Raw genomic sequence first — 19,756 nt, forward strand, 5'->3', positions numbered from 1 at the left:
GGAAACCCTCTGGTTCCGGTTTTTCCGATCCCTTTTCGGATTTCCCTGGTTTGATGTATTTCTTATTTTTGTGTTTTATTGAGATTGGTTGATGATTTTGTTTGATCTGTAAGTGTTCTGGAGGTATGGCACAGTTTATTTTTCCTTTTCCACAGGAAGCTGCCTGAAAGACATGGAAACCCTGCCAGGGGCGGAGATTTTTGTGTCTCTATCCATGACTTGCAGGTGAGCCAGATGAGAGTTTCAGGCTCTCACCTGCTTTCTTGTGGAGGAAGAAAATCCGTTTTTTAAAGGTGGTACAGGTTCACCTTTTGTCTGTTCGCAGATCTTTGTTTACAGGTTTTTGGGGAAAGTAACTGGTGGTGTTGCCTTACAGTTAGTATTTCACAGTTACTACATGGTGGTGTTACGGTTCAGTTACTAACATGTAGTTAGTATTTATTCTATTTATACTTTTCTCACAATCTCGCTTTGCCTAATAAATCGGCCAAAAACCGCTATTTACTGGGTATGAGGGGTATTTTTCGGGTACAGAGGGTATTTTTTAGGTAGTAGGTCAACTTTTTGGGTATGCGGTGATTTTCGGCGTCTCGTGCTTCATTGTTAACTTATATCTAAAAATCATCTACAATTGACTTTTCAGGAAATTTAGGATAGATTGAAAACAGTAAAAATTAGTGATTTTTGTTCTGGGGTGTTTTCTGGGTGGATAACCCAATTTTCAGGTAATGGAATGTCCCTGAATGAGAGTAAACTTCGGCCGATAACGATTATATCCCTAAAACTCCACGAAACAGTTATTTTTAAGATAAAAAGGAAATTTTTAGGTAAATGACTACTTTTTTGGGTACTGGTATGATAAAGATTTTTAGCAACCTTGAAAAAATGCTTAAGAATCATGCAGATGAAATGTCCGATGAAGATATATTATATGAAATTCAGAAGATGGTAGGAGATCTCAGCCCAGAAAAACAGAGATTATTTAAAAAGAAGTTGTTGGAAGGGAAGTAAACAGGTTAGAGTTTTCCTCTGCCTGTTACCCAGTTATCAATCTTTTCTCACATTATTTTTGGGACTCGAATAAACCACTGAAGTTTTGTTTTAGACTTTCCATCTTGGTTCTGATTGCTTGCTCGTCGGTTTGCCATCTCTGGTATAATTTATCAAGTGGCTCATACTCAACTTCTTCGTACTTGATTTCCTTGTATTTCGAAATACTGAGGTCATAATTGTTTTCCCTTATTTCATCCGCAGACACAAAGAAGCACTTCGCCGTCCTGTCTGTAAAGTCGTTTTCATACCTTTTCTGGAACTTTTCTATGATGTCAGGTATGTCACCCTTCCCATCTATGAATGTGCGCTTATCATCCAGGGAAAAACCATCTGCAGTCATATCATAGAACCACACATTTTCTGTTGGTTCCCCTTTGGTAAAGAACAACACACCTGTAGACACGCCCGCATAAGGTTTAAACACACCAGAAGGCATGGAAATTACAGCATCCAGACGGCATTTATCCATCATTTTTTTCCTTATTTCTCGATGGGCGTTGGTGGACCCGAACAGTACGCCATCAGGAACAATTACTGCACACTTTCCACCTATGGTCAGCAAGTCGTACATAAGTTCCAGGAAGAGCAGTTCGGTTTTAGAGGTACTTATACTGAATTTGGTTTTAATCTCGTCTACATCAATGCTCCCTTTGAACGGAGGATTAGCGAGAATCAGATCATACTTCCCTTTTTCTTTAGTACATTCTGTAAGGCTATTTCTTTGAGATATATGCGGTCCCCTTATGCCATGCATCATAAGGTTCATTAGAGATATTTTAATCATCGTGGGATCTATCTCTGATCCATACAGAGTGTCATTGAGAAGTTTATCCCATTCTTTATTGCTAAGTTTGTCTGCTTTGAAGTTTGATCTGTTGCCGAATTCATCAACTTCAATAAAGTTTGGAGATGTGTGTTCCTCAAGAATGTGCCTCATTATTGAGACAAGAAATCCTGCTGTCCCACAGGCTGGATCACACGCCCTTTCTCCGATTTTTGGCTGTGCAATATCAACCATCATATCTCTGATATGTTTTGGTGTTCTGAACTGTCCGTTTTTACCCGCAGTTCGGAGCTCATCAAGGATAAATTCGTAGATATCTCCTTGAGTATCGAGGTTCTGTTCTTTTATATGAAGCTCGTTTATTATTTTTACAGCTTCAGATAGCAGGGCACCTGTAGGAATTACAAATGTCGCATCTTTCATGTATTTCCTGTAAAGGGAATTTTCGTCTCCCAGCTCCTTTAAGAACGGAAAGATTTCGTCCCTCACGAGTTTTAATGAGTCTTTAGCTCTGTCATCTGCCCAGTTAGACCACTTATATTTCTCATGACCTTTGAATGTGGACTCGTACGAGGAGTTGTTTAGCAGTGCGTCGTTTATTCGTTGTGTGTCTTCATCTTCGAGTCTCTTCATGAAGAGAAGATATGAAATCTGTTCAATTGCAGTAAGTGGGTTAGAAATCCCACCACTCCAAAATTTATTCCACAGTTTTGCAATGTTTGATTTTAGAGTTGGGTCTAACATACGAGCTCACCTTTGAATGCTTTGTCAAGAATTTGATTGTACATCTCGTTTACAATGACAGTCGAATTTTTTTGGCTACATTTGATTTCTTCAATGAATCTGGCAAAATCCGCAAATTTTTGTTGCAGCTCGATCGGCGGCAAAATTACATCTATATTCTTAATTTGGCTGAACTCAAGGTTGTCAGCTGTAACGGATCTTACACGATTTAGTAAATATCTCTGGTATATCTTAAAGAAGTGAAGCATGAATTGTGAATTTGTGAGTTTATCGTCAAAAACAAAAGCCTTCATATCCTGATTCATTGTAACTTCGCACACGTTTATTGCCACAGGGAGTTTCGTTTTAAGAATTCCACTTCGAATGACCATGAGCAAAGAGTTTGGAGGGATCAGTTTTGTTGAACTTTCTTTAATGGCTTTTTCTGAAATATGGTCAATGCTATCAAGAATAAAATCCTGTTTCATATCTTTTGGAGTAACCCACGGAATCTTTCCTTCATAATATTCTGATATGGATTTAGAAGGAGTTCCGCCTCCAAATATATTCAAGCACAATTTTTCAAGTTTTTCTGTACTCCAACCCCTTGGATTTATTACGGGGTCTCCAAACATCTCTAAAAATGCACTCTGTATTATCTGGTTGGAAATTGAGTTAGCATCAGCTTGAAGGCATTTGATTTCTTCGATAGAATCTAGGATTTCTACAATTTTGTGCTGAACTTTGAATGGAGGAACAGGAACAATAGCCTCTTTTAAATACTTAAAAAAACGAGCATATCCTTCATACGGATACTTGATTGATCTTATCATATAGTACAGATATTTGAGGTCAATATCTAGTCTGCTAGTAGTAAGAATTTTAGTCCCATCCGCGCCAACTGCAAAAGGAAAATCTATATATTTGGCTATTTTTGTATGGTCCCCAAATATTATAACTGGCAAATCACAACCTACACAATGGGTTTTATCGTTTGTATAACCAGCAATCAGAGTCTGACCCTGATCTATTATAGGCAAATCGCCTACATCTTCGTATCCATCTGTTTTAAGATTCTTTTTCCCAGAAGATATAGTGTTTATTATATCTCCAATTTTGGTCCATTCCCATCCGTCAGGTAGTTCTCTATCCACTTTCATCTATTATCCCTCAAAAGTTTCTCAGGAACAGCAACTGAATATTCATTTACATTGCCGATTAATGCAGCTCTCTGTTCAAGACCGTCAACAATAGCTGTTTTTAAATTATTCAAAAAAGTCACGGAAATATTCTTAATAATCTCGTGATTGATCCCATCATCGGTTTGTATTACCCATGTAAAAAGATCGGTTGATGGATTATATTCCATTAAGTTAATTCCAGAAACGATCAGTGACTTTGGATTGCCAAGTTCATTTAATATCAGATTCTTCAAAAACCAAGATGGACTTACATCTAATTTCTCGCAATGGGCTACCAGCTGAGTAAAATCATTACGAGGTAGTTTCGTTGAGACGGTCTTATATTCCATGAACTGTAATTGTAACTGAAACTATATATATTATTGTGTAGACTTAGGTCTACATTTTATTTAAAATAAATTATTATTTAATGTTGTGATGCTCAAAAAACAAGATTGATAATGCTAATTATTAAATAATTCACCTTCTGATCTCTGGTTAATCTTAACTTAGAACATCAGTTTTCAAAGGCATTTTGAGATCTTTGTATAAGATAAAGGAAGAAATAGTTAGTCCATATAACAACCCAAACATGTGAACTTTGTGATCAACGTTTAAACCTTCTATTTGTATGATAGGTACGAAGGTTATCCATATAAAAGGAGGGACGGCAATTAGTGTAGCAGCTAAGGCAAGATTAAATATTTTATGTATAGTTGATTTCTGTTGGGAAATTGTTTGGATAATTTTATCTAAACTTTCGAATAGGTTCTTTCTTTCAAAGTATAAGAGGAAGATTAGGATAACCAAGAAAAATAAAGAAATGATTACTTCTTTGTAGAAAACATACACTGTTAAATTGGACAATATGGCTATAAAAAAAATATATAGTTTTAAAGGCATTCTTAATTCGTTTTTTGCATAAAGATATGTTGCAAGAGGAAGATAACCTAATAAACAGTATACTATTCCTGAGAGTCCGTTTCCAACATTTGTTTTTGAAAAACATATACAAAATACTGAGTTCACAATTGGATAGACTATTAAGCACATTATCATTAACAGTTTTAGTTTGGTTCTTTTGGCTATTAGCCAAGAAATGAGTGTTAGTAAAATGATATATGCAATAACATTGGGGACTAAATGAGCCCAAAAGATAGTATGCGTGTAGCTTGATAAAAATACATTTGTGTTCAGATTTGCAGGGTCTAAAATAAAAAAAAGTATGACGTTTGAAGCAAGACTGGAATCTAAATCCCATAACACTCTTAAAAAAGTATAAATTGAAAACGTAAGGACTACTGGAAGAAGGATATAAAGGATGACTTCTCTTGGAAATACTCCTCCTATAAAACTCTCCCTATTTTTGAGATTTAAATCGATACTCGCCACTCTCCCTCACATGGACTTTAACCTTTCATTAGGATTACTATAAACATGAAGTCTGGTGCATCTGAGTTAGTTTTGTTATTAAAAGTGAAAGTGAAGGTTCCCAGCTTCGCCCGCCAGCGTTCCATTGAGATGTTCAATACATCTTTATTTTACTACATTTTTCCACGATGTCCTGCAATTCTTCGGGTTTGAATACCTCTAAAGGTCTTTCCTGGGATATTGGCATTTGTCCAAAATCTCCGATTACAAGAGATTTTTTCTGTATGAATACACTTTCAGCAATTTCTAGCACGTTTTGTTGTTGTGTGGTACGATAACCATCACCAAAAACTTCCTTTCTGAATTGATTCCTCATAACTTTAGCTGGACTTATTTCGAAAGAAACTCCAAGTAGCTTTCTCAAAAATTCCAGATAATCAACACCACTCTTTTTCTGGATATTTTCGATTGTGATATCCGAGCGGATCTCTGTAAGCTGTTTTTCAAGTTTCATCAATTCCTCTGAAGTTACTCCTTCACCCAGGGAAATTTTCTTTGCAATTGGGTTTGATTCTAGAAAATCAGTAACATCTGAACCAGGTTTAATTTCAGCACCATCATGTATTTCAAATTCAAAGTCCCTTACACCTCTGATTTCATCTGGTGCATCAATCTGTAATTTTCGACCTTTTTCAGGCTCGTAATATTTCACAAGAGGGGCAAGTTCCTTGACCAGCAAATCCACCTTACTAAACGTGAGACCTTCCCAGAACTTATCTTGCATCATCGAGACGATCTTGGTTTTATTATCACGAACCTCATGCAGACTGTCTTTTTGAAGGATATTCGTTGCAACCTCGATCACGTACTCTTTCAGTTCACCAATGCCTTCAAAATTGTTCTCCAGGATATAAGAGTACAATTCTTCAACTTTCAGGATAAATGCCACTACTTTGGGATCCCCACCACAGCTAAATGCCACCAGAGGCGCAATCTCAGTATGCAAATCGTTTATGTATGTGCTCAGGCTAAACGGATTCTTTTTTATTTTATCAATCATGATCTTTTTACGCTGAACATGTGGTGCATCGTAATCAAGATCATCGATCATCTCAATAATGCGCCTTGAAATGATTTCGTTTTGTTCTTTGTCTAGGCTCTTGCCAAGTAACCCCACCCTGTTTGAGAATATCAGGGCAATGGGATTAATTTTTATTATATCCCCTGTTGTTGCCTTGAAATCTTTATGGAACTCTACATTGGAATGTCCACCAATCACGAAATCCAGTATGAGGAAGTTTTCTTTAGTGCGGTTGGGCAGCCATTCCAGGTGAGTACAAGATTTCTGGTTTCTGGTCCCACGTCCAATCATCTGCCAGAAACGAACGGGTGAAAATACAGGTTTCACAAAAACAAGGTTGCAGATTTCAGGGATATCTATGCCTGTGTCGAGAACCCCTACGGAGAGTGCAATTCTCGGTTCAGACTCGTGCTCAAACCTCCGCACTTCGTCCTCATACCTGTATATATCAGATGTAATTACCTGTACATATTTGCTCAATCTTGGGTATACCTTATCGAACACTTTTTTCATATGGACAGCGTGGTCAATACTTGCACAGAAGAATATAGTCTTACAGGGTAGACCTTCATCTGATTTGTAGCAGAGTCTCATGAACTCGTGAATAATAAGTTCGTTTGTCTTGTCATCCATGAAAATTTGATCAAACTCCGCTCCCTCAAGTTCTAGTTCCTCAGGGTTCTCTTCCTGTTTTCGAATTTTATCTTTGAGATCATCGGATAAATCTCGTCCGCTAATCCCTTCTGTCAAGATTTTGGTTTCGATAATTTTAGCAACATAAGGGACGAGAATTCCATCTTTTACTGCATCATTGTACGAGTACTCTGCAGTCGGCGCACCGTCATTGCAGTCAAAAAGATCGTAGGTACTTTTTGATTCGTTTGACCTGGGAGTAGCAGTTAATCCAATCATAAGCCCGTCAAAATAATCCATGAGAACATTGTTCTTGTCATAGTAAGATCGGTGAGCTTCATCAAAGATAATCAGGTCAAAAAATCCTGGGCTGAACCTGGTATACATCCTGCTTCCTTTTTTGCCCATTAATGTCTGGACAGTGGTGACGTACAAGCTGGCGGTCTTCGTAAATCCGTCCCTTAAATCAACAGTAGTATCTTCAAAGTGTTTCTCAAATCCTTTGGTTTTTGCCTGTGTCACCAGAACTGATCTATCGGCTATAAAAAGTGCATTGCGAATGTAATTGCATTCCAGCAGGCTGTCACATATAGCCATGGCAACACGAGTTTTACCTGTGCCAGTAGCCATATGCACTAAGGCTCTTTGACATCCTTCTGAGAAGTGCTTATTCAAAATTTCAACAATTGTGACGCTTTTCTTCCTATCAACTATCCCAGTATTAACGCCATATTTGATTAGGTCTCTCCTCTCTGTGTGCAGTTTTCGTCTTCGACTAAGATCTTTTTGAGAGAATAAACCACCTACTTTTCTTTCCTGACCATCAAAATCAATAAACTTCCATTCTTTCCCATTTGTCAGAAAAATAGGTATGATGATACCCATTTCATTTTCAATATCTTTGGCATAGGTCCTGGCCTGTATCCGCCCCTCTTCAGGATGTTTTGCATACCTTTTAGCTTCTATGATCGCAAGAGGAGACAAGTCTTCATCAAGAAGGAGATAGTCGATATATTTTTCACCTGATTTATAGACTCCATCAGCTATAACATATGATTTTCTTTTAAAATCCGATTTTATAATATTGACCTCTTCTTTAACATAAGGTTTTAACCACCATTTTGCGATCTCGGGATCAATTAATTTTTCCCGTGTTTCTTCTTCATTAATTTCGGAGTCTAATGTATCAGGAAGTTTCATAAGTTTTTATCTGTATATATTATATAAATAACTATTCCAGTTGAAATATAGAAAAGATTGTATCTGTATTCAGAAGATTTTTTTTCTCAATTCTACACATATCATGATATTGTCATCTAAGTTTGATCAGTGTGACTTGAACTATTCCAGAAATCTTAAATATTTATCTTATAGAACTAATACCTACCTCAAGAATAAGAAATAGTAGAATACTACCTACCGCGATCATAAGAGCTAATATAATCATAAGTTCTTTGGTTAAAACTTCTTGAAAATTAATAACAAGTATTATGCATTTACTTATTTACATAGGCATCTATTTAGAAAAATTTGCATTCTTTTTAGGTATCACACTTATTTTCTGGTTCACGGTGTATTTTTTTAGGTATTCACAATTTACAGGCAAAGCAGTTCAGCCTGTTTGAGGATATTTTCGGTAGCAAACTTCTGCATGTCCGGGAGATAGTCATACTTTTCAACAGGCGTTTACACTGACTTTTATCTTTGCCTGGATGTTTTTTTCTGAGGGTTCAGTCAACACCTGCATTTTGCCTGATAATTTTTACAAGTTATACTTTCCTGAGCCGACGCGGCAGGATAACGGTTCCGAAGTCTTCCCTTTCGGCATCCTCTGTTTCGGGAGCAATATCCGGGCCGTAAAGGTGACCGTAACCGAGATCGGAAAGGATTTTAAGGGCTGCATCTTCAACTTCGGATTCAGGGATGATGGGAGGGATGGGGATTTTTCCTTTCTTTTTTTGTCTTTTTTTGTCTTTTTTTGCAGCTTTTGCATCTGCCAGGGATCTGCCAGGGGTGGCTTCAGTTCAAAAGAAAACTTCAGCCATTAAAGCAAGAATATAAAAATTAGAGTTATGTATTTCAGTAAATTTATTTAAATGTAGCTATTTTGTTGTAGCTCTGGTTTGAAAAAACGAAAATTGTGATTCCACTGCCGGTGAGATTTATCCTGGAAGGAAACTGGAACTTTTCTTCTTGACATTTATAGATGATCCTTCTGTTATTGAATTTTCAAAACACTAATCTGGATTAGTACTAATCTAGGTTAGCATTTCTTAGTATCAATTAGAAAGCTAAAAGTTAAAACCGAATAATTAATTTAATACCTTTTTCCGCGCTAATGTAGGCCAAAAATCTAAAATGTTAATTTTTAAACTTATAGTTTTTTTGTAGAAATATCTCTTTAAAATGACCAGTCTTGTAAATGAGGAACCTAATAGATATCTTATGTTTAAATTAACAAACTTTATATCTACTTAGCAACTTTCTATTAAAGTCGAGTTAAAACCAGCTAATCTGCTCAGGAGTGATTAAAAGATTATTTACAACTGCAGAGTAACTATTAAATAATTTTAATACCAATAGACTCTTGAACTAGAAACATATGTTCTGACTACTGTTTCTCATAGTTATATCCATGTGTTACTGGTTTATGATTATTGGTGGTGGGTTTATGGGAATTTTAACAATGGCAAATACAATGAGAATAATCTATGTAATTGGCCTGCTTATAGCAGTTTATATTACATTTATAATGTAATTTAACTGATTCTTCTAACTTTTTTGGTTCATATGGATGGTCTCTTGTCTTTTGAGTGTTTCAATTTTTTCGTGTATTGGTGACACGTATGATGCGCATTCTCGTTTTTTTTGGACTACTTTTTGGTTTATTTGGCATCTTCATGTCACAGTATATATTGCAGTATAGAACAATTTACCAATTATGGATCAAAGAGATTGTTTATTATACAGGTTCCTGTGGTTCTAAGGATAAGAATCAACTATGTAATCAGGAAGATTCTTTTTATAAAAATGGAAGCCAGATTTGCAGTCAGGTAGAATCTTATTGTAGAGAGATCTGTGACCTTGCCAATGCATTGATCATACTGTTCTTGGAAATTATAATCACTGGCCTTATATCACTTTATGTGTTAAAAATCAAATTAAATGAAGTAGACATATCACCCGGAGATATTGCCATCCTTCGAGGTGATCAGGCTTTAGTGTTCGTTCTTTTATTATCAGTACATTCAATATTGAAAGCGTCACATATAGACATACTCCACTCAGCTAAAACAAGTGAAATCGATAGAAAGCTGTTTCATATATGGTGTAAAGTGAACTGTCACACACTTAAAGCAGGCTTCCAGCAGAAACTGGAACCTCCCAGGATGTACGTACTTCTCAGAGACAAAATTATAGAACATTCCAGGAACGAAAAACCTGCTCTAAATTCGGAAAATGAGAAAGAAGAAATGTTTATTTACGAATTTATAAGTAAACTAAAAGAAGATCAAAAGGAATGGAACCAGCTTCTGGCCCTATTGGAAGAGACTAGAGAAAGCAGCCGCTGGAACCCTCTATACAGACTGTTTGGAGACATAGACCAGGAATTTTTGAGATACTTGGTAGTAATTGCGACAATAGAAATAATAGTTGTACTTGTATTATTGTTTGATTTACTACCTGAGTTTAGTTTTTCCGATGCACTTATGAGTTAATCATTTTTCGGAACTAATTAAAAATAAGTGGGTCTGTACATAGTTTATAAATATATTTTTCTGCTAGTGGCTAAGGCAATTGTTTTTAAAAATCTATTAAAATCCAACGGAGCCAGCAAAAAATAGAAAAGAACATATTTAAACTAAAATCCGGCAGGCAGTTTTGAATAAATGCTTTTTGAAAAGCGGGGAACTTTATTAGCTGTTTTTAATGTGTCTTGTCACGCTCGACGAAGGAGAGCGGCCTTGCCGATGAAAAAGGAGAAAAAAGAATTTATACTCTTCATAAATGAATTAATTTAAAGGGTTTAATTATTTATGCTCTAAGTGGAAACCTTAATGAATTGAAATTTACTCAAACTTTTTCCTTATTAAGTAACTTATTTGAACCTTCCCTATCAATGCTTGCTGCCCTTATCATATATGTTTCAAGAATTTCAATCATCTTTTTATCTTCTTTATCAACCGGAAGTCTTTGAGATTTTCCAAAACTTTCGGCTTTTTTCCTTCATTGAAAACTTCCAGCAACCATTTTCCTAGGCTTCAATTGAGATGATTACTACAAATTTTCGAATAATTCTCCAAAAACGATAACAGGAAAAATGTTATTTGTTTGAAGACATCTGCGGAAAGTCAGCCATATATAAATTCCAGACTTTTCAAATATTTCTTTTGAATCAAAAGCTTCCTTTGCTGATAAATAGGAAATTCTTCTTCCTGCAGGAGATCCGTCCGATTTTTTTCTCCATATCTCTTCAGAATTTAACTCTTCAATCCAAATATTGTATAAGTTCGTATAATAATCAGTTGTATCGGTATGTAACTTTTTATGAAATGCTCCTGGGCATTCTTCTAAAGCAATTTTGAAGTAATCTGGTACTTCTTCTCTTGATTTGTCGGCCAGAATATTTTCCAGTGAACTTATGTTAAATATCTTTGATTCAATAAATTAAAAATCAGTCTTAAATATTTATAATTTCCTGAAGAACTTAAATACTAAAATATTTTTATAAAAAACCAAAAAGGTAATATTTTCTACAAACCTTAGATAATATTCTCATCTTTCACTAATTCGTCCTTTAGATAACAAATAACCAATAGCTGCACCCAAAAATCCTACAATTGCCTGCCCTTCAATAATTCTAACATATGCAAGGATTCCAGCCATTATAATGATAATAGCTGCTAAAACGTACATTCCAACAAGATTCCATTTTCGTTCAGTAGTTCCTCTTTTTCCCCAGTTTTCTAATACTTGATGTGCTTCTTCCCATCTGATTTTCTCAATAACGGTCTGCCAGTTTACTGCCGGATTTAATTGTCCATTTTCATCTATCATGTAGGTACCTGGCCTTATTGGACAAAACTCTCCTTGTTCATCTACACAATAGACACCTGGAGCAGGTCTTAAATCTTGGTTGACTCCTTTATCTTCTGTCTCAGGTTTATTTATGGTTTCCATTATATAGACTCCGTTGTTCTGAGTTCGTTAAGACTCTTATTTTCCCAGAAATTAGTTTTGGAAGTAAAGAATCACGAGTTTGAGAAAGTATTTTGTTTTCCTTTTGATTCTGAATTACTCTTTGGAACAAATCATCTACAATCTTGTTAAATTTTTCTATTTTGTTGACTGGGGGCTCTACAGTCAATTTGTTTTTCTTAAAGCTGTTTACATCCAATCCCCAAATGACTGAGCCAGTATGATACGATAAAACGATAAAGTTTCAATCTGTGTAAAATAAAGATGAAAATGTAAATAATTTTTATATCTATCATCAAAAGGAGTAACTTTTGTTATATGATGAGAAAAGACCCCTGTCTCATCTCTATAGTTGTGAGGGAAATACACAATAGCAGGAAATCCGAGAAGCCTTCTATCTTTTGTCTGTTCTGTATTGAGGATAATAAGGTCCCCTTCTCTAACAAGATGCCGTTCCTTTGTTCTATCACTCTGAATCCAAGCATACTCTGGTTTGAATCCGCCTCCCTCATACACATTATTCAGTGTGACGAATACTTTACTAGGAGGTTCAGTAAACTTCTCAGATCCTTTATATGAAAATCCTTTCACAAAATCAGCAAGTTCACTTATCGACTTTACTCCCCACCCCTCCGGAATCTCCCCCAAATCCTAATCAACCATTCTGCCACCGCTTGATTTGTAAGGGTTTCCGTTTTCATTCGGGAACTCGAAATCGATGAACCAGCGTTTGAAGAGTGTTTGGACGATTTTTTAATGATTTTTTATAGGAACCTGGCCTTGCTTTATATCCCAATTTTTCCAGTATTTCATTTGAAGAACGGGGGCAAAAGATTGTTTTCAATTAATGAGAAATATCATACAATAAATATTTCTTCATCATGCACTCAACCTATTTTCCCGATCATGGAAAGAAAGCTGTCTCTTAATCTTTCTCTTGTGGAGTCCGAAAGGCCTTCGAGCTTATCGAGGGCTTTCAGTGCCTGCTCAAAATAGTATTTTGCAAGGGCAGGATCTATCTCAAGGTAGGTTGCTCCCATAATAACATACAGATACAGGAAATCCTCGTATTTTGCGGTAAGTCTGCTGTAAAGTTCCTGAATCCTGGCGAATTCTCTTTTTTCTGCCAGTTCGGATATGTAAAGTCCTGTAAGTTCGTAAAACTCCTGGCCGTTGTCCAGCAGGAAATCGAATTTTTCCGAATCATTCATTGAAAGGAATTTGCTTTCAATTTCTGCCATCAGTTCTTCTTCTGTTAGCTCTCCTTCATTTAGCTCTCCTTCGGTCAATCTTTCTTCAGTCAGTTTTTCTCTTTCACCCTTCTTTTCTTTCTTCTCTCCTTCATTTTTTTCTCCATATCCCTCTACACTTCCATATTCCCCTACATCTCCATGTTCTTCTCCATACTCCTCTCCATATTCTTCTACAAACTCGAAATAATCTTCCTCTTCCCCTTTCATGAGCATCAGGTCCGCATGTTTGCTTGAGAGACCCATTTCAGCAGCAAGCTTCTTTATGCTCTTCTCATACTCTTCCTTTTCTTCTTTGGTAAAAAAATCCATAATATAGGCTACCCATTTTATATATGCCTGCTCATCTTCCATCCAGGACCTGTTATCGATAACCTCAAGAACGTAGTCTATTACCAGCTTCAATTCATGGAGGGTTACCGGTTTTTCTTTAAGGACTTCTATCAGGCTTCTGACAGTCTCTTTTTCGAGATCCTGATTAAAAAAGGAAATATTTCTGCTGCAATTTTTTCTTATATTCTTCAGTGCTAATGCTGCATCCCTATCCGTTATTTTTCGATTTGCCTCGTAAAAATACCTGGCAATCGAATACTCAACCGTTCCGATATACTCAGCGTATTCATACTCCAGACCCTGCAGGCTTTTTATTTTCTTTACTTCAGGCGTATCGGGTGCAAGATGCCGGAAAAGCGAGTCTTCCTCTTCTTTAAGTCTATCCTTGGTTCCATCGTTCATAGCTTTTCTCTCCTTTACTACCTGCCTTCCTTCGTTTCTTCTCTCTTTACTTTCATGACGTTCATGAGTTCAATGAATGCATTTAAGACCTGATATACGTCAAAGGCTTGAAGTTCCGTTAAAATCCTAAATCCATTAATTAGAAGTTCTCCAATTCATCAAAATCTGCACACAGCCCGTATGCTCGTCAACATCTTCCCCGACTGCTCTAAATCCGCTCTTTTCATAAAAGATAATGGCCTTTTTGTTATCCCTGTAAACCTTAAGGGAGAGACTTCCTTTCAGGATTTTTGCATGTTCGAGAAGCGCTCTTCCTGTTCCTTTTTCCTGCGCTTCGGGAGCTACGAAAAGGGCACACACATTTTCTCCTACAAGCGAAATAAAACCTGTAACCTTTCCTTCCCGCTCAAAAACATAATTCTCCGCAAGAGGCAGGTATTTTTCCTCCATTGCTGATTTATACGAAGCCCAGAAGGTGGCTAGCACAAAAGGATGGGCAATGACTGAAGCATCGTACCAGATCCTTACCATCTCTTCAAGGTCTGTTTCCTTATAAGTTCGGATCAATTTCCCAGATTCCTTTTCCCTATTGGGGTAATTTCTTCCGGCAGGATTATTATATTGATTAAAAATTAAAATTATGCTCTTATATATTGAATGATAGAATCTATCGTTAAATAGGTTATTGAGAAACGCCTGTCACAGTATGCGGCAGTATTCAGAAAAGAATAGACCGAAAAATGCTTCGGCCGAAAAAAAGGCTTTAATGAAGAATGTTCCGAGTCAAAAAGAAAAATCGGACAATTTCTTGTATTTTAATCTGACTCAATCTGCCTGATCAAGTCGTTTGCATATCTTTCGGATACTTCCACCTGCGGGCTGCAGGGCACAACCCTTACCAGTTTCCCGAACTGGGCCACATATATCTTGGGCCCGTGTGAAGTTTTCACCTTCGTAAAGGTATATCCCTTTGGAAAGGTCATTTTCTTAACCTCCTACTAATTAATATATCTGCTCTGTCATATAAGCATTTTTAAAATTAACGATCATTACATTTTATGGATACAGCAATTGAATTATTTTTGACATTTATCTCATTTGGGAGATAATTTATATTTTATGAAAAGAGATATTTCGTAAGTCTTCCCCAAATACAAAGGTTATTTTTAAGACCTGGTTAACAGTCTTAGTCTCTTCTAATTTATTCAGAATCGTTTATTGCTTCACAATAATAGAAAAGGATGGCTCTTTAGCAGTAAACCGGATAGACTAACAGGATGATAGAGGGATGATAGAGGGATGATAGAAAATGAGATAAAACAGAGAGAATTGAGATCAGTAACGTAAGTGAGGTAAAGATGCACTTCTTGCTGTAACAAAACATTAAAGGAAAAAAATTATCGGAATTTTTCCAGCACTTTTAGCAGTTCTTCCTCATCTCTTGCCAGGGAAACAATAGACATTTCTATCATCAGGTTAACGATTCCATCCGAAAGCTCCCTGAAATCAGTCCTGAGTCCTATAACAGGTTTTCCTTTTGCGTATGCATAACCTGCCTCCCAGGCTGTTCCGGAATCCACATCCACGCCGTCAAGAACTGCGACGACAATATCTGAGGCGTCCACGCCCTCCACACACTTCACAAATATACATTCCTGGTTCTGCCTTTCGCGCTCCTGTGCCGCGTCCTCTGCATCTTCCTGGGGTAAAAAAACAGAAAAACCGTTATTGAGCAGCATATCTTTCAGTTTCTGGTTGTACTCTAGTTCGGCGTGTGTAAAGAGGGGGGCCGCAATGTAGATTATCTTTTTTTTGCTCAAGTTTCTTTCCTCCTGTTCCTCCGGAAGTCAGCACTCATAAGAGTTTTCTGCATGAAAAAAGGCTGATAAAGATAAAATACTTTACCTTCTGTTTCAATTCTCTCAGAGATATTTACTTAATTGAAGCTGATATGAACCTGATCAGAACGTTCTGGAATACTCTTATATATCTATAAATTTAAACTGTACTGTCTTAATATTAATTATACGACTTTATTAAGGGGTAATATAACGGTCAGGAACTTTTCAGCAGTGAAGGGCTCAGATGAAAAGGGAATTGCTCCTGTTGTCGGAACGGCGGTTACAATATTCATTGTTTTTATTCTTGCAGGCCTGGTCTCTTCAGCCTTTTTCGAGGAATACGGGGTTTCCTCCTATAAGGGATCGCCAGCAGCAAAGCTTCAGATCCAGTTTACTGAGGATGAAACCTCACTTGAATTCGAACATAGCGGAGGGGATCAGCTCTTTTTTGATAGTCCTTCTCTATCAGTTATTATGGATATTAATGATACTTCATATATGCTCAATGATTCTACCCTGGGGACCCTGGAAACCGGTAAAAAAGGAGTTCTTGCTCTGAATAAGAGTGGACTTCCTGCAATGGAATTGAGTCCCGAGGATTTGGTTTCTGTAAAAATAGTTGATCATGAAAGCGGTGGCCTTATTGCAAAACATGATCTTGAGGTCAAAGGGCAGATAGTTGTATCTCCGGAATGAGCCTGAGACAGAACCCTTACAGAGTGTCTTTTTTGCACAGCTAATAGTCCTTAAAACTCTCTCTCTGGTTTTTTCGATAACAAGCTTAATTATCTTGTATTGACATTACACTGGCAGTGAATACCCATGATCAAGGCAGGAATTATAGGAGCTTCCGGTTATACAGGAGGAGAACTCCTGCGCTTACTTGTAAGCCATCCCGATGTCAGGCTTGAACTGGCAACTTCCAGGAATCTTGCAGGAAAACCCGTAGCAAGTACTCACAGGCACCTCGAAGGTTTTCTGGACTTAAAGTACGAAAATCCGGGGCTTGAAGAAATCAGGGAGCGCTGTGATGTAGTTTTTGTGGCTGTGCCTCACGGGACTGCTATGAACTATGTACCTGAACTTCTCGACGGCAGCACAAAAGTGATCGATCTTAGCGCAGACTACAGACTTGATATCCCGGTATTTGAAAAAATCTATGGAATGAAGCATAGCGACCCGAGAAAATCAGTATACGGGCTAGTGGAACTTCATCCTGAAGCTGCAAAGGAAGAGTTTGTGGCAAATCCCGGCTGTTTTCCTACAGGAGCAACCCTTGCAGCAGCCCCTCTTGCGGCAGCAGGCTTAATAGATATTGCAGTCTTTGACTCCAAAACAGGGATTTCAGGAGCAGGAATTTCGCCAACGGAAACCTCTCATTACCCTAACCTTGCAGAAAATATTATTCCATATAAACTTACAGCTCACAGGCATAGGGCTGAGATAGTGCAGGAACTCACCAGGCTGGACGGAAAACTTCGAAACATCAATTTTACTCCCCATGTAATTCCGTCCATAAGGGGGATCTTTACAACTGCTCATCTCTTTACGAAAGAGTCTCTTTCGACTGAAGATGTCAGGGAAATTTATGAGGAGTTTTACAGGAATAAACCCTTTATTCGGCTCCCGGGAGGCGTCCCTTCCCTTACTGCGGTCAGAGGATCTAATTTCTGTGATATCGGTTTTGAAGCGGACAAGGAAAATAACAGGGTTGTAATACTCTCAGCAATCGATAATCTTGTCAAAGGAGCATCAGGGCAGGCTATTCAGAACATGAACCTCATGTTCGGGCTGGCTGAAACCCGTGGACTCTGGCTGCCTGCAGCAGCACCTTAAGTATGAAATAGAATGTAAGTATGGGACAGAATAGTAGCAGGCGAGAACATATAACTGGTAACGGATTAAAATAAAGAATGAAATTTATCTTGGGGTAGTCCGATGAAAGTAAAAGATGTCATGAACCCTGATGTTGTCTTCTGCAAGCCTGACGACACAGTCCGGGAAGCTGCAAAGATCCTTAAGGAAAACAACATTAGTGGAGCTCCTGTCCTTGAGGACGGAAAGCTTGTAGGGATAGTAAGTGAGGGTGACCTGCTTGAACTGCTGGTAATTCCAGAAAAGGGAAACCTCTGGCTTCCGAGTCCTTTTGAAGTTATAGAAGTTCCTATAAGGGAACTTCTGAGTTGGGAAGAAACAAAAAAGATGCTTTCTGACGTAGGTTCTACAAGGATAGAAGAAATTATGACAAGGGATGTGCACATAATCTCTTCCGAAGCATCCGTCGAAGAAGCCTCGGAGCTTATGGTCAGGCACAGGATCAACAGGCTTCCGGTAATGGAAAATGATCGTGTTGTCGGGATTGTCACGCGTGGAGACATCATAGAAGGTCTTGCAAAACTTTGAGTTAAAGGAGTGTTTTAATGAAGCAAATCGAGGGTGGAATTTGTGCAGTAAGGGGCGTATCTGCATACGGGATAAAACCCGGAAAAATGGGGATAGCTGTTATTCGTGCGGAAGGCCCTGCAGCAGGTGTTTTCACAAAAAATAAGGTCACTGCAGCTCCTGTCATCCTGAGCAAAGGAGTGATCGAGACTCAGCACCGGCTTTCTGCCATAATTGCAAACAGTGGAAATGCTAACGCCTTTACAGGCGATGATGGTTTTCTGGATGCAATGGAAATGGCATCAATACTTTCTGAAAAGCTTGATGTTGATGCTGAAACCGTTGCAGTTGCTTCAACAGGAGTAATTGGTAGAAGGCTTGATGTTTCCTTTATAAGGGAGCACCTCCCTGAAGTCCTTGAAGGGCTTGGCAGTTCCCCGGAATGCAGCCAGGCAGCGACAAAGGCGATTATGACCACTGATAAAGCCTTAAAAGAATCCGCTGTGGAACTCGACTGCGGAGTAAGGATAGGCGCAATTGCGAAGGGTTCAGGCATGATCGAGCCAAATATGGGGACTATGCTCTGCTTTGCATATACCGATGCAAACGTGCCTGCAGACGTTCTGGATGCTGCTCTGAGGATAGCTGTCGATAAAACCTTTAATATGGTTGTCGTTGATGGCGACACAAGCACGAATGACATGGTACTTTTCACTTCCACCTGCAAATCAGGGATCAAACCCTGTATGGAGTGCCTTGACGAGTTTGAGGATGGGCTGATTTGCGTATTTACGGACCTTGCAAAGAAAATGGCTAAGGATGGGGAAGGAGCTACCAAACTCATAGAATCCAGGGTTATAGGTGCAAAAACACATGAGGATGCCAGGCTTGCTGCAAAAGCCATTGTCCGCTCCCCTCTGGTCAAATCTGCTATTTTCGGAAAAGACCCTAACTGGGGCAGGGTTGTTGCAGCTGCAGGGTACTCGGGTGCCGAGCTTGAACAGGAAAGACTTTCCCTAGCTTTCTCAGGTGGGGGAGAAGAAGTCGAACTTGTGAAATCCGGGGAAATCTCCAGGGATTCTGATCTTGCACTCTTGAAAAAAATAATGGCAAATGAAGAAATCATCATTACCCTTGACCTTGCAATGGGAGAAGAATCCGCAACTGCCTGGGGCTGCGACCTGACCTATGATTATGTCCGGATCAATGCCGAATATACAACCTGATGCCGATATACTCTTAATCTAACAGGCTGCAGAATCTAGAATACAATTTAATGCCTGATTTCAACCTGAGACCGGCTGCGGATATCTATTGTAAGGTGCAAATAGATGATCTCAGGTCAGCCTTGCCTGACCTCTTATCTCCAATCTGCACAAAGTTAAATAAAATAACGTAGAATGAAAAATAGAGGAAATATAGATTAGATAAATCCGATACTCAAAAGCTCGGATTTATTCTTATTTATTATTGATTGGATAATTATTGATTGGATAATTATTGATTGGATAATTATTGACTGG

General features: G+C 38.0%; 18 protein-coding genes. 7 read left to right on the forward strand and 11 right to left on the reverse strand.

Annotation, left to right across the window (positions count from 1 at the left end; genetic code table 11):
* Nucleotides 1–843 precede the first annotated feature (843 nt).
* Nucleotides 844–1,011, forward strand: coding sequence for a hypothetical protein (locus tag MSHOH_RS05075; RefSeq protein ID WP_162197605.1), 168 nt, complete (start codon nucleotides 844–846; stop codon nucleotides 1,009–1,011).
* Nucleotides 1,012–1,063: 52 nt separating this feature from the next.
* Here MSHOH_RS05075 and MSHOH_RS05080 read toward each other — a convergent pair whose 3' ends face one another.
* The 5 genes from MSHOH_RS05080 to MSHOH_RS05100 all read right to left on the reverse strand — a co-directional run bounded on the left by MSHOH_RS05080 (nucleotide 1,064) and on the right by MSHOH_RS05100 (nucleotide 8,026).
* Nucleotides 1,064–2,581, reverse strand: coding sequence for a type I restriction-modification system subunit M (locus MSHOH_RS05080; protein WP_048137872.1), 1,518 nt, complete (start codon nucleotides 2,579–2,581; stop codon nucleotides 1,064–1,066).
* Nucleotides 2,575–3,720 (reverse strand): restriction endonuclease subunit S, encoded by a 1,146-nt coding sequence (locus MSHOH_RS05085; protein WP_052730721.1) that lies wholly within the window; start codon nucleotides 3,718–3,720, stop codon nucleotides 2,575–2,577. Before MSHOH_RS05085 ends, MSHOH_RS05080 begins: the two co-directional genes overlap by 7 nt.
* Nucleotides 3,717–4,091 (reverse strand): hypothetical protein, encoded by a 375-nt coding sequence (locus tag MSHOH_RS05090; protein WP_048137874.1) that lies wholly within the window; start codon nucleotides 4,089–4,091, stop codon nucleotides 3,717–3,719. The genes MSHOH_RS05085 and MSHOH_RS05090 overlap by 4 nt, the downstream gene beginning before the upstream one ends.
* Before the next feature lie 154 nt (nucleotides 4,092–4,245).
* Nucleotides 4,246–5,133, reverse strand: coding sequence for a hypothetical protein (locus MSHOH_RS05095; protein WP_048137876.1), 888 nt, complete (start codon nucleotides 5,131–5,133; stop codon nucleotides 4,246–4,248).
* 133 nt (nucleotides 5,134–5,266) lie between these two features.
* Nucleotides 5,267–8,026, reverse strand: coding sequence for a DEAD/DEAH box helicase family protein (locus tag MSHOH_RS05100; RefSeq protein WP_048137879.1), 2,760 nt, complete (start codon nucleotides 8,024–8,026; stop codon nucleotides 5,267–5,269).
* Between the two features lie 548 nt (nucleotides 8,027–8,574).
* Here MSHOH_RS05100 and MSHOH_RS24235 point away from each other — a divergent pair.
* On the forward strand, nucleotides 8,575–8,874 hold the full coding sequence (locus MSHOH_RS24235; RefSeq protein ID WP_162197606.1) for a hypothetical protein: 300 nt from the start codon (nucleotides 8,575–8,577) through the stop codon (nucleotides 8,872–8,874).
* An 801-nt stretch (nucleotides 8,875–9,675) separates the two neighbouring features.
* Complete coding sequence (locus tag MSHOH_RS05110; protein WP_048137884.1) at nucleotides 9,676–10,545, forward strand: hypothetical protein; 870 nt, start codon at nucleotides 9,676–9,678, stop codon at nucleotides 10,543–10,545.
* Nucleotides 10,546–11,602: 1,057 nt separating this feature from the next.
* On the opposite strand, the gene MSHOH_RS05120 is transcribed toward MSHOH_RS05110, so the two are convergent.
* From MSHOH_RS05120 to MSHOH_RS05140, 6 genes are all read right to left on the reverse strand, one after another.
* Nucleotides 11,603–12,007: a hypothetical protein gene (locus MSHOH_RS05120; protein ID WP_048137888.1), complete on the reverse strand. Its 405-nt coding sequence runs from the start codon at nucleotides 12,005–12,007 to the stop codon at nucleotides 11,603–11,605.
* A gap of 207 nt (nucleotides 12,008–12,214) precedes the next feature.
* Nucleotides 12,215–12,673 carry a restriction endonuclease subunit S domain-containing protein gene (locus tag MSHOH_RS21965; RefSeq protein WP_052730723.1) on the reverse strand — a complete coding sequence of 153 codons (459 nt, stop codon included), beginning with the start codon at nucleotides 12,671–12,673 and terminating at the stop codon, nucleotides 12,215–12,217.
* A gap of 239 nt (nucleotides 12,674–12,912) precedes the next feature.
* A complete protein-coding gene (locus MSHOH_RS05130; RefSeq protein WP_048137890.1) occupies nucleotides 12,913–14,010 on the reverse strand; it encodes a hypothetical protein in 1,098 nt (365 codons plus the stop codon).
* A 135-nt stretch (nucleotides 14,011–14,145) separates the two neighbouring features.
* The gene (locus MSHOH_RS05135; protein ID WP_048137895.1) at nucleotides 14,146–14,577 is read right to left on the reverse strand and encodes an N-acetyltransferase; all 432 of its coding nucleotides are present in this window, start codon (nucleotides 14,575–14,577) and stop codon (nucleotides 14,146–14,148) included.
* Between the two features lie 248 nt (nucleotides 14,578–14,825).
* The gene (locus tag MSHOH_RS23455; RefSeq protein ID WP_158024055.1) at nucleotides 14,826–14,993 is read right to left on the reverse strand and encodes a hypothetical protein; all 168 of its coding nucleotides are present in this window, start codon (nucleotides 14,991–14,993) and stop codon (nucleotides 14,826–14,828) included.
* Nucleotides 14,994–15,407: 414 nt separating this feature from the next.
* A complete protein-coding gene (locus MSHOH_RS05140; RefSeq protein WP_048137897.1) occupies nucleotides 15,408–15,830 on the reverse strand; it encodes a nucleoside 2-deoxyribosyltransferase in 423 nt (140 codons plus the stop codon).
* A 252-nt stretch (nucleotides 15,831–16,082) separates the two neighbouring features.
* On the opposite strand from MSHOH_RS05140, the gene MSHOH_RS05145 reads away from it, so the two are divergent.
* The 4 genes from MSHOH_RS05145 to argJ all read left to right on the forward strand — a co-directional run bounded on the left by MSHOH_RS05145 (nucleotide 16,083) and on the right by argJ (nucleotide 19,459).
* A complete protein-coding gene (locus tag MSHOH_RS05145) occupies nucleotides 16,083–16,547 on the forward strand; it encodes a type IV pilin (RefSeq protein WP_239451230.1) in 465 nt (154 codons plus the stop codon).
* Between the two features lie 126 nt (nucleotides 16,548–16,673).
* Entirely contained in the window at nucleotides 16,674–17,687 is a 1,014-nt protein-coding gene (gene argC / locus MSHOH_RS05150) for an N-acetyl-gamma-glutamyl-phosphate reductase (protein ID WP_048137901.1), read from the forward strand.
* A gap of 102 nt (nucleotides 17,688–17,789) precedes the next feature.
* The gene (locus tag MSHOH_RS05155) at nucleotides 17,790–18,254 is read left to right on the forward strand and encodes a CBS domain-containing protein (protein ID WP_048137903.1); all 465 of its coding nucleotides are present in this window, start codon (nucleotides 17,790–17,792) and stop codon (nucleotides 18,252–18,254) included.
* A 17-nt stretch (nucleotides 18,255–18,271) separates the two neighbouring features.
* Nucleotides 18,272–19,459 carry a bifunctional ornithine acetyltransferase/N-acetylglutamate synthase gene (gene argJ, locus MSHOH_RS05160; RefSeq protein ID WP_048137905.1) on the forward strand — a complete coding sequence of 396 codons (1,188 nt, stop codon included), beginning with the start codon at nucleotides 18,272–18,274 and terminating at the stop codon, nucleotides 19,457–19,459.
* Nucleotides 19,460–19,756: the final 297 nt, after the last annotated feature.

The sequence above is a fragment of the Methanosarcina horonobensis HB-1 = JCM 15518 genome (genome assembly GCF_000970285.1).
GTDB classification, from domain to species: Archaea; Halobacteriota; Methanosarcinia; order Methanosarcinales; family Methanosarcinaceae; genus Methanosarcina; species Methanosarcina horonobensis.

What these genes read in the sequence shown, in the direction of transcription:
- argC (WP_048137901.1), top strand. Translation starts at nt 16,674, where the DNA reads ATGATCAAGGCAGGAATTATAGGAGCTTCCGGTTATACAGGAGGAGAA.
- MSHOH_RS05085 (WP_052730721.1), bottom strand. Translation starts at nt 3,720, where the DNA reads ATGAAAGTGGATAGAGAACTACCTGACGGATGGGAATGGACCAAAATT.
- MSHOH_RS05100 (WP_048137879.1), bottom strand. Translation starts at nt 8,026, where the DNA reads ATGAAACTTCCTGATACATTAGACTCCGAAATTAATGAAGAAGAAACA.
- MSHOH_RS05110 (WP_048137884.1), top strand. Translation starts at nt 9,676, where the DNA reads ATGCGCATTCTCGTTTTTTTTGGACTACTTTTTGGTTTATTTGGCATC.
- MSHOH_RS05130 (WP_048137890.1), bottom strand. Translation starts at nt 14,010, where the DNA reads ATGAACGATGGAACCAAGGATAGACTTAAAGAAGAGGAAGACTCGCTT.
- MSHOH_RS05090 (WP_048137874.1), bottom strand. Translation starts at nt 4,091, where the DNA reads ATGGAATATAAGACCGTCTCAACGAAACTACCTCGTAATGATTTTACT.
- MSHOH_RS05080 (WP_048137872.1), bottom strand. Translation starts at nt 2,581, where the DNA reads ATGTTAGACCCAACTCTAAAATCAAACATTGCAAAACTGTGGAATAAA.
- MSHOH_RS05120 (WP_048137888.1), bottom strand. Translation starts at nt 12,007, where the DNA reads ATGGAAACCATAAATAAACCTGAGACAGAAGATAAAGGAGTCAACCAA.
- MSHOH_RS23455 (WP_158024055.1), bottom strand. Translation starts at nt 14,993, where the DNA reads ATGACCTTTCCAAAGGGATATACCTTTACGAAGGTGAAAACTTCACAC.
- argJ (WP_048137905.1), top strand. Translation starts at nt 18,272, where the DNA reads ATGAAGCAAATCGAGGGTGGAATTTGTGCAGTAAGGGGCGTATCTGCA.
- MSHOH_RS05155 (WP_048137903.1), top strand. Translation starts at nt 17,790, where the DNA reads ATGAAAGTAAAAGATGTCATGAACCCTGATGTTGTCTTCTGCAAGCCT.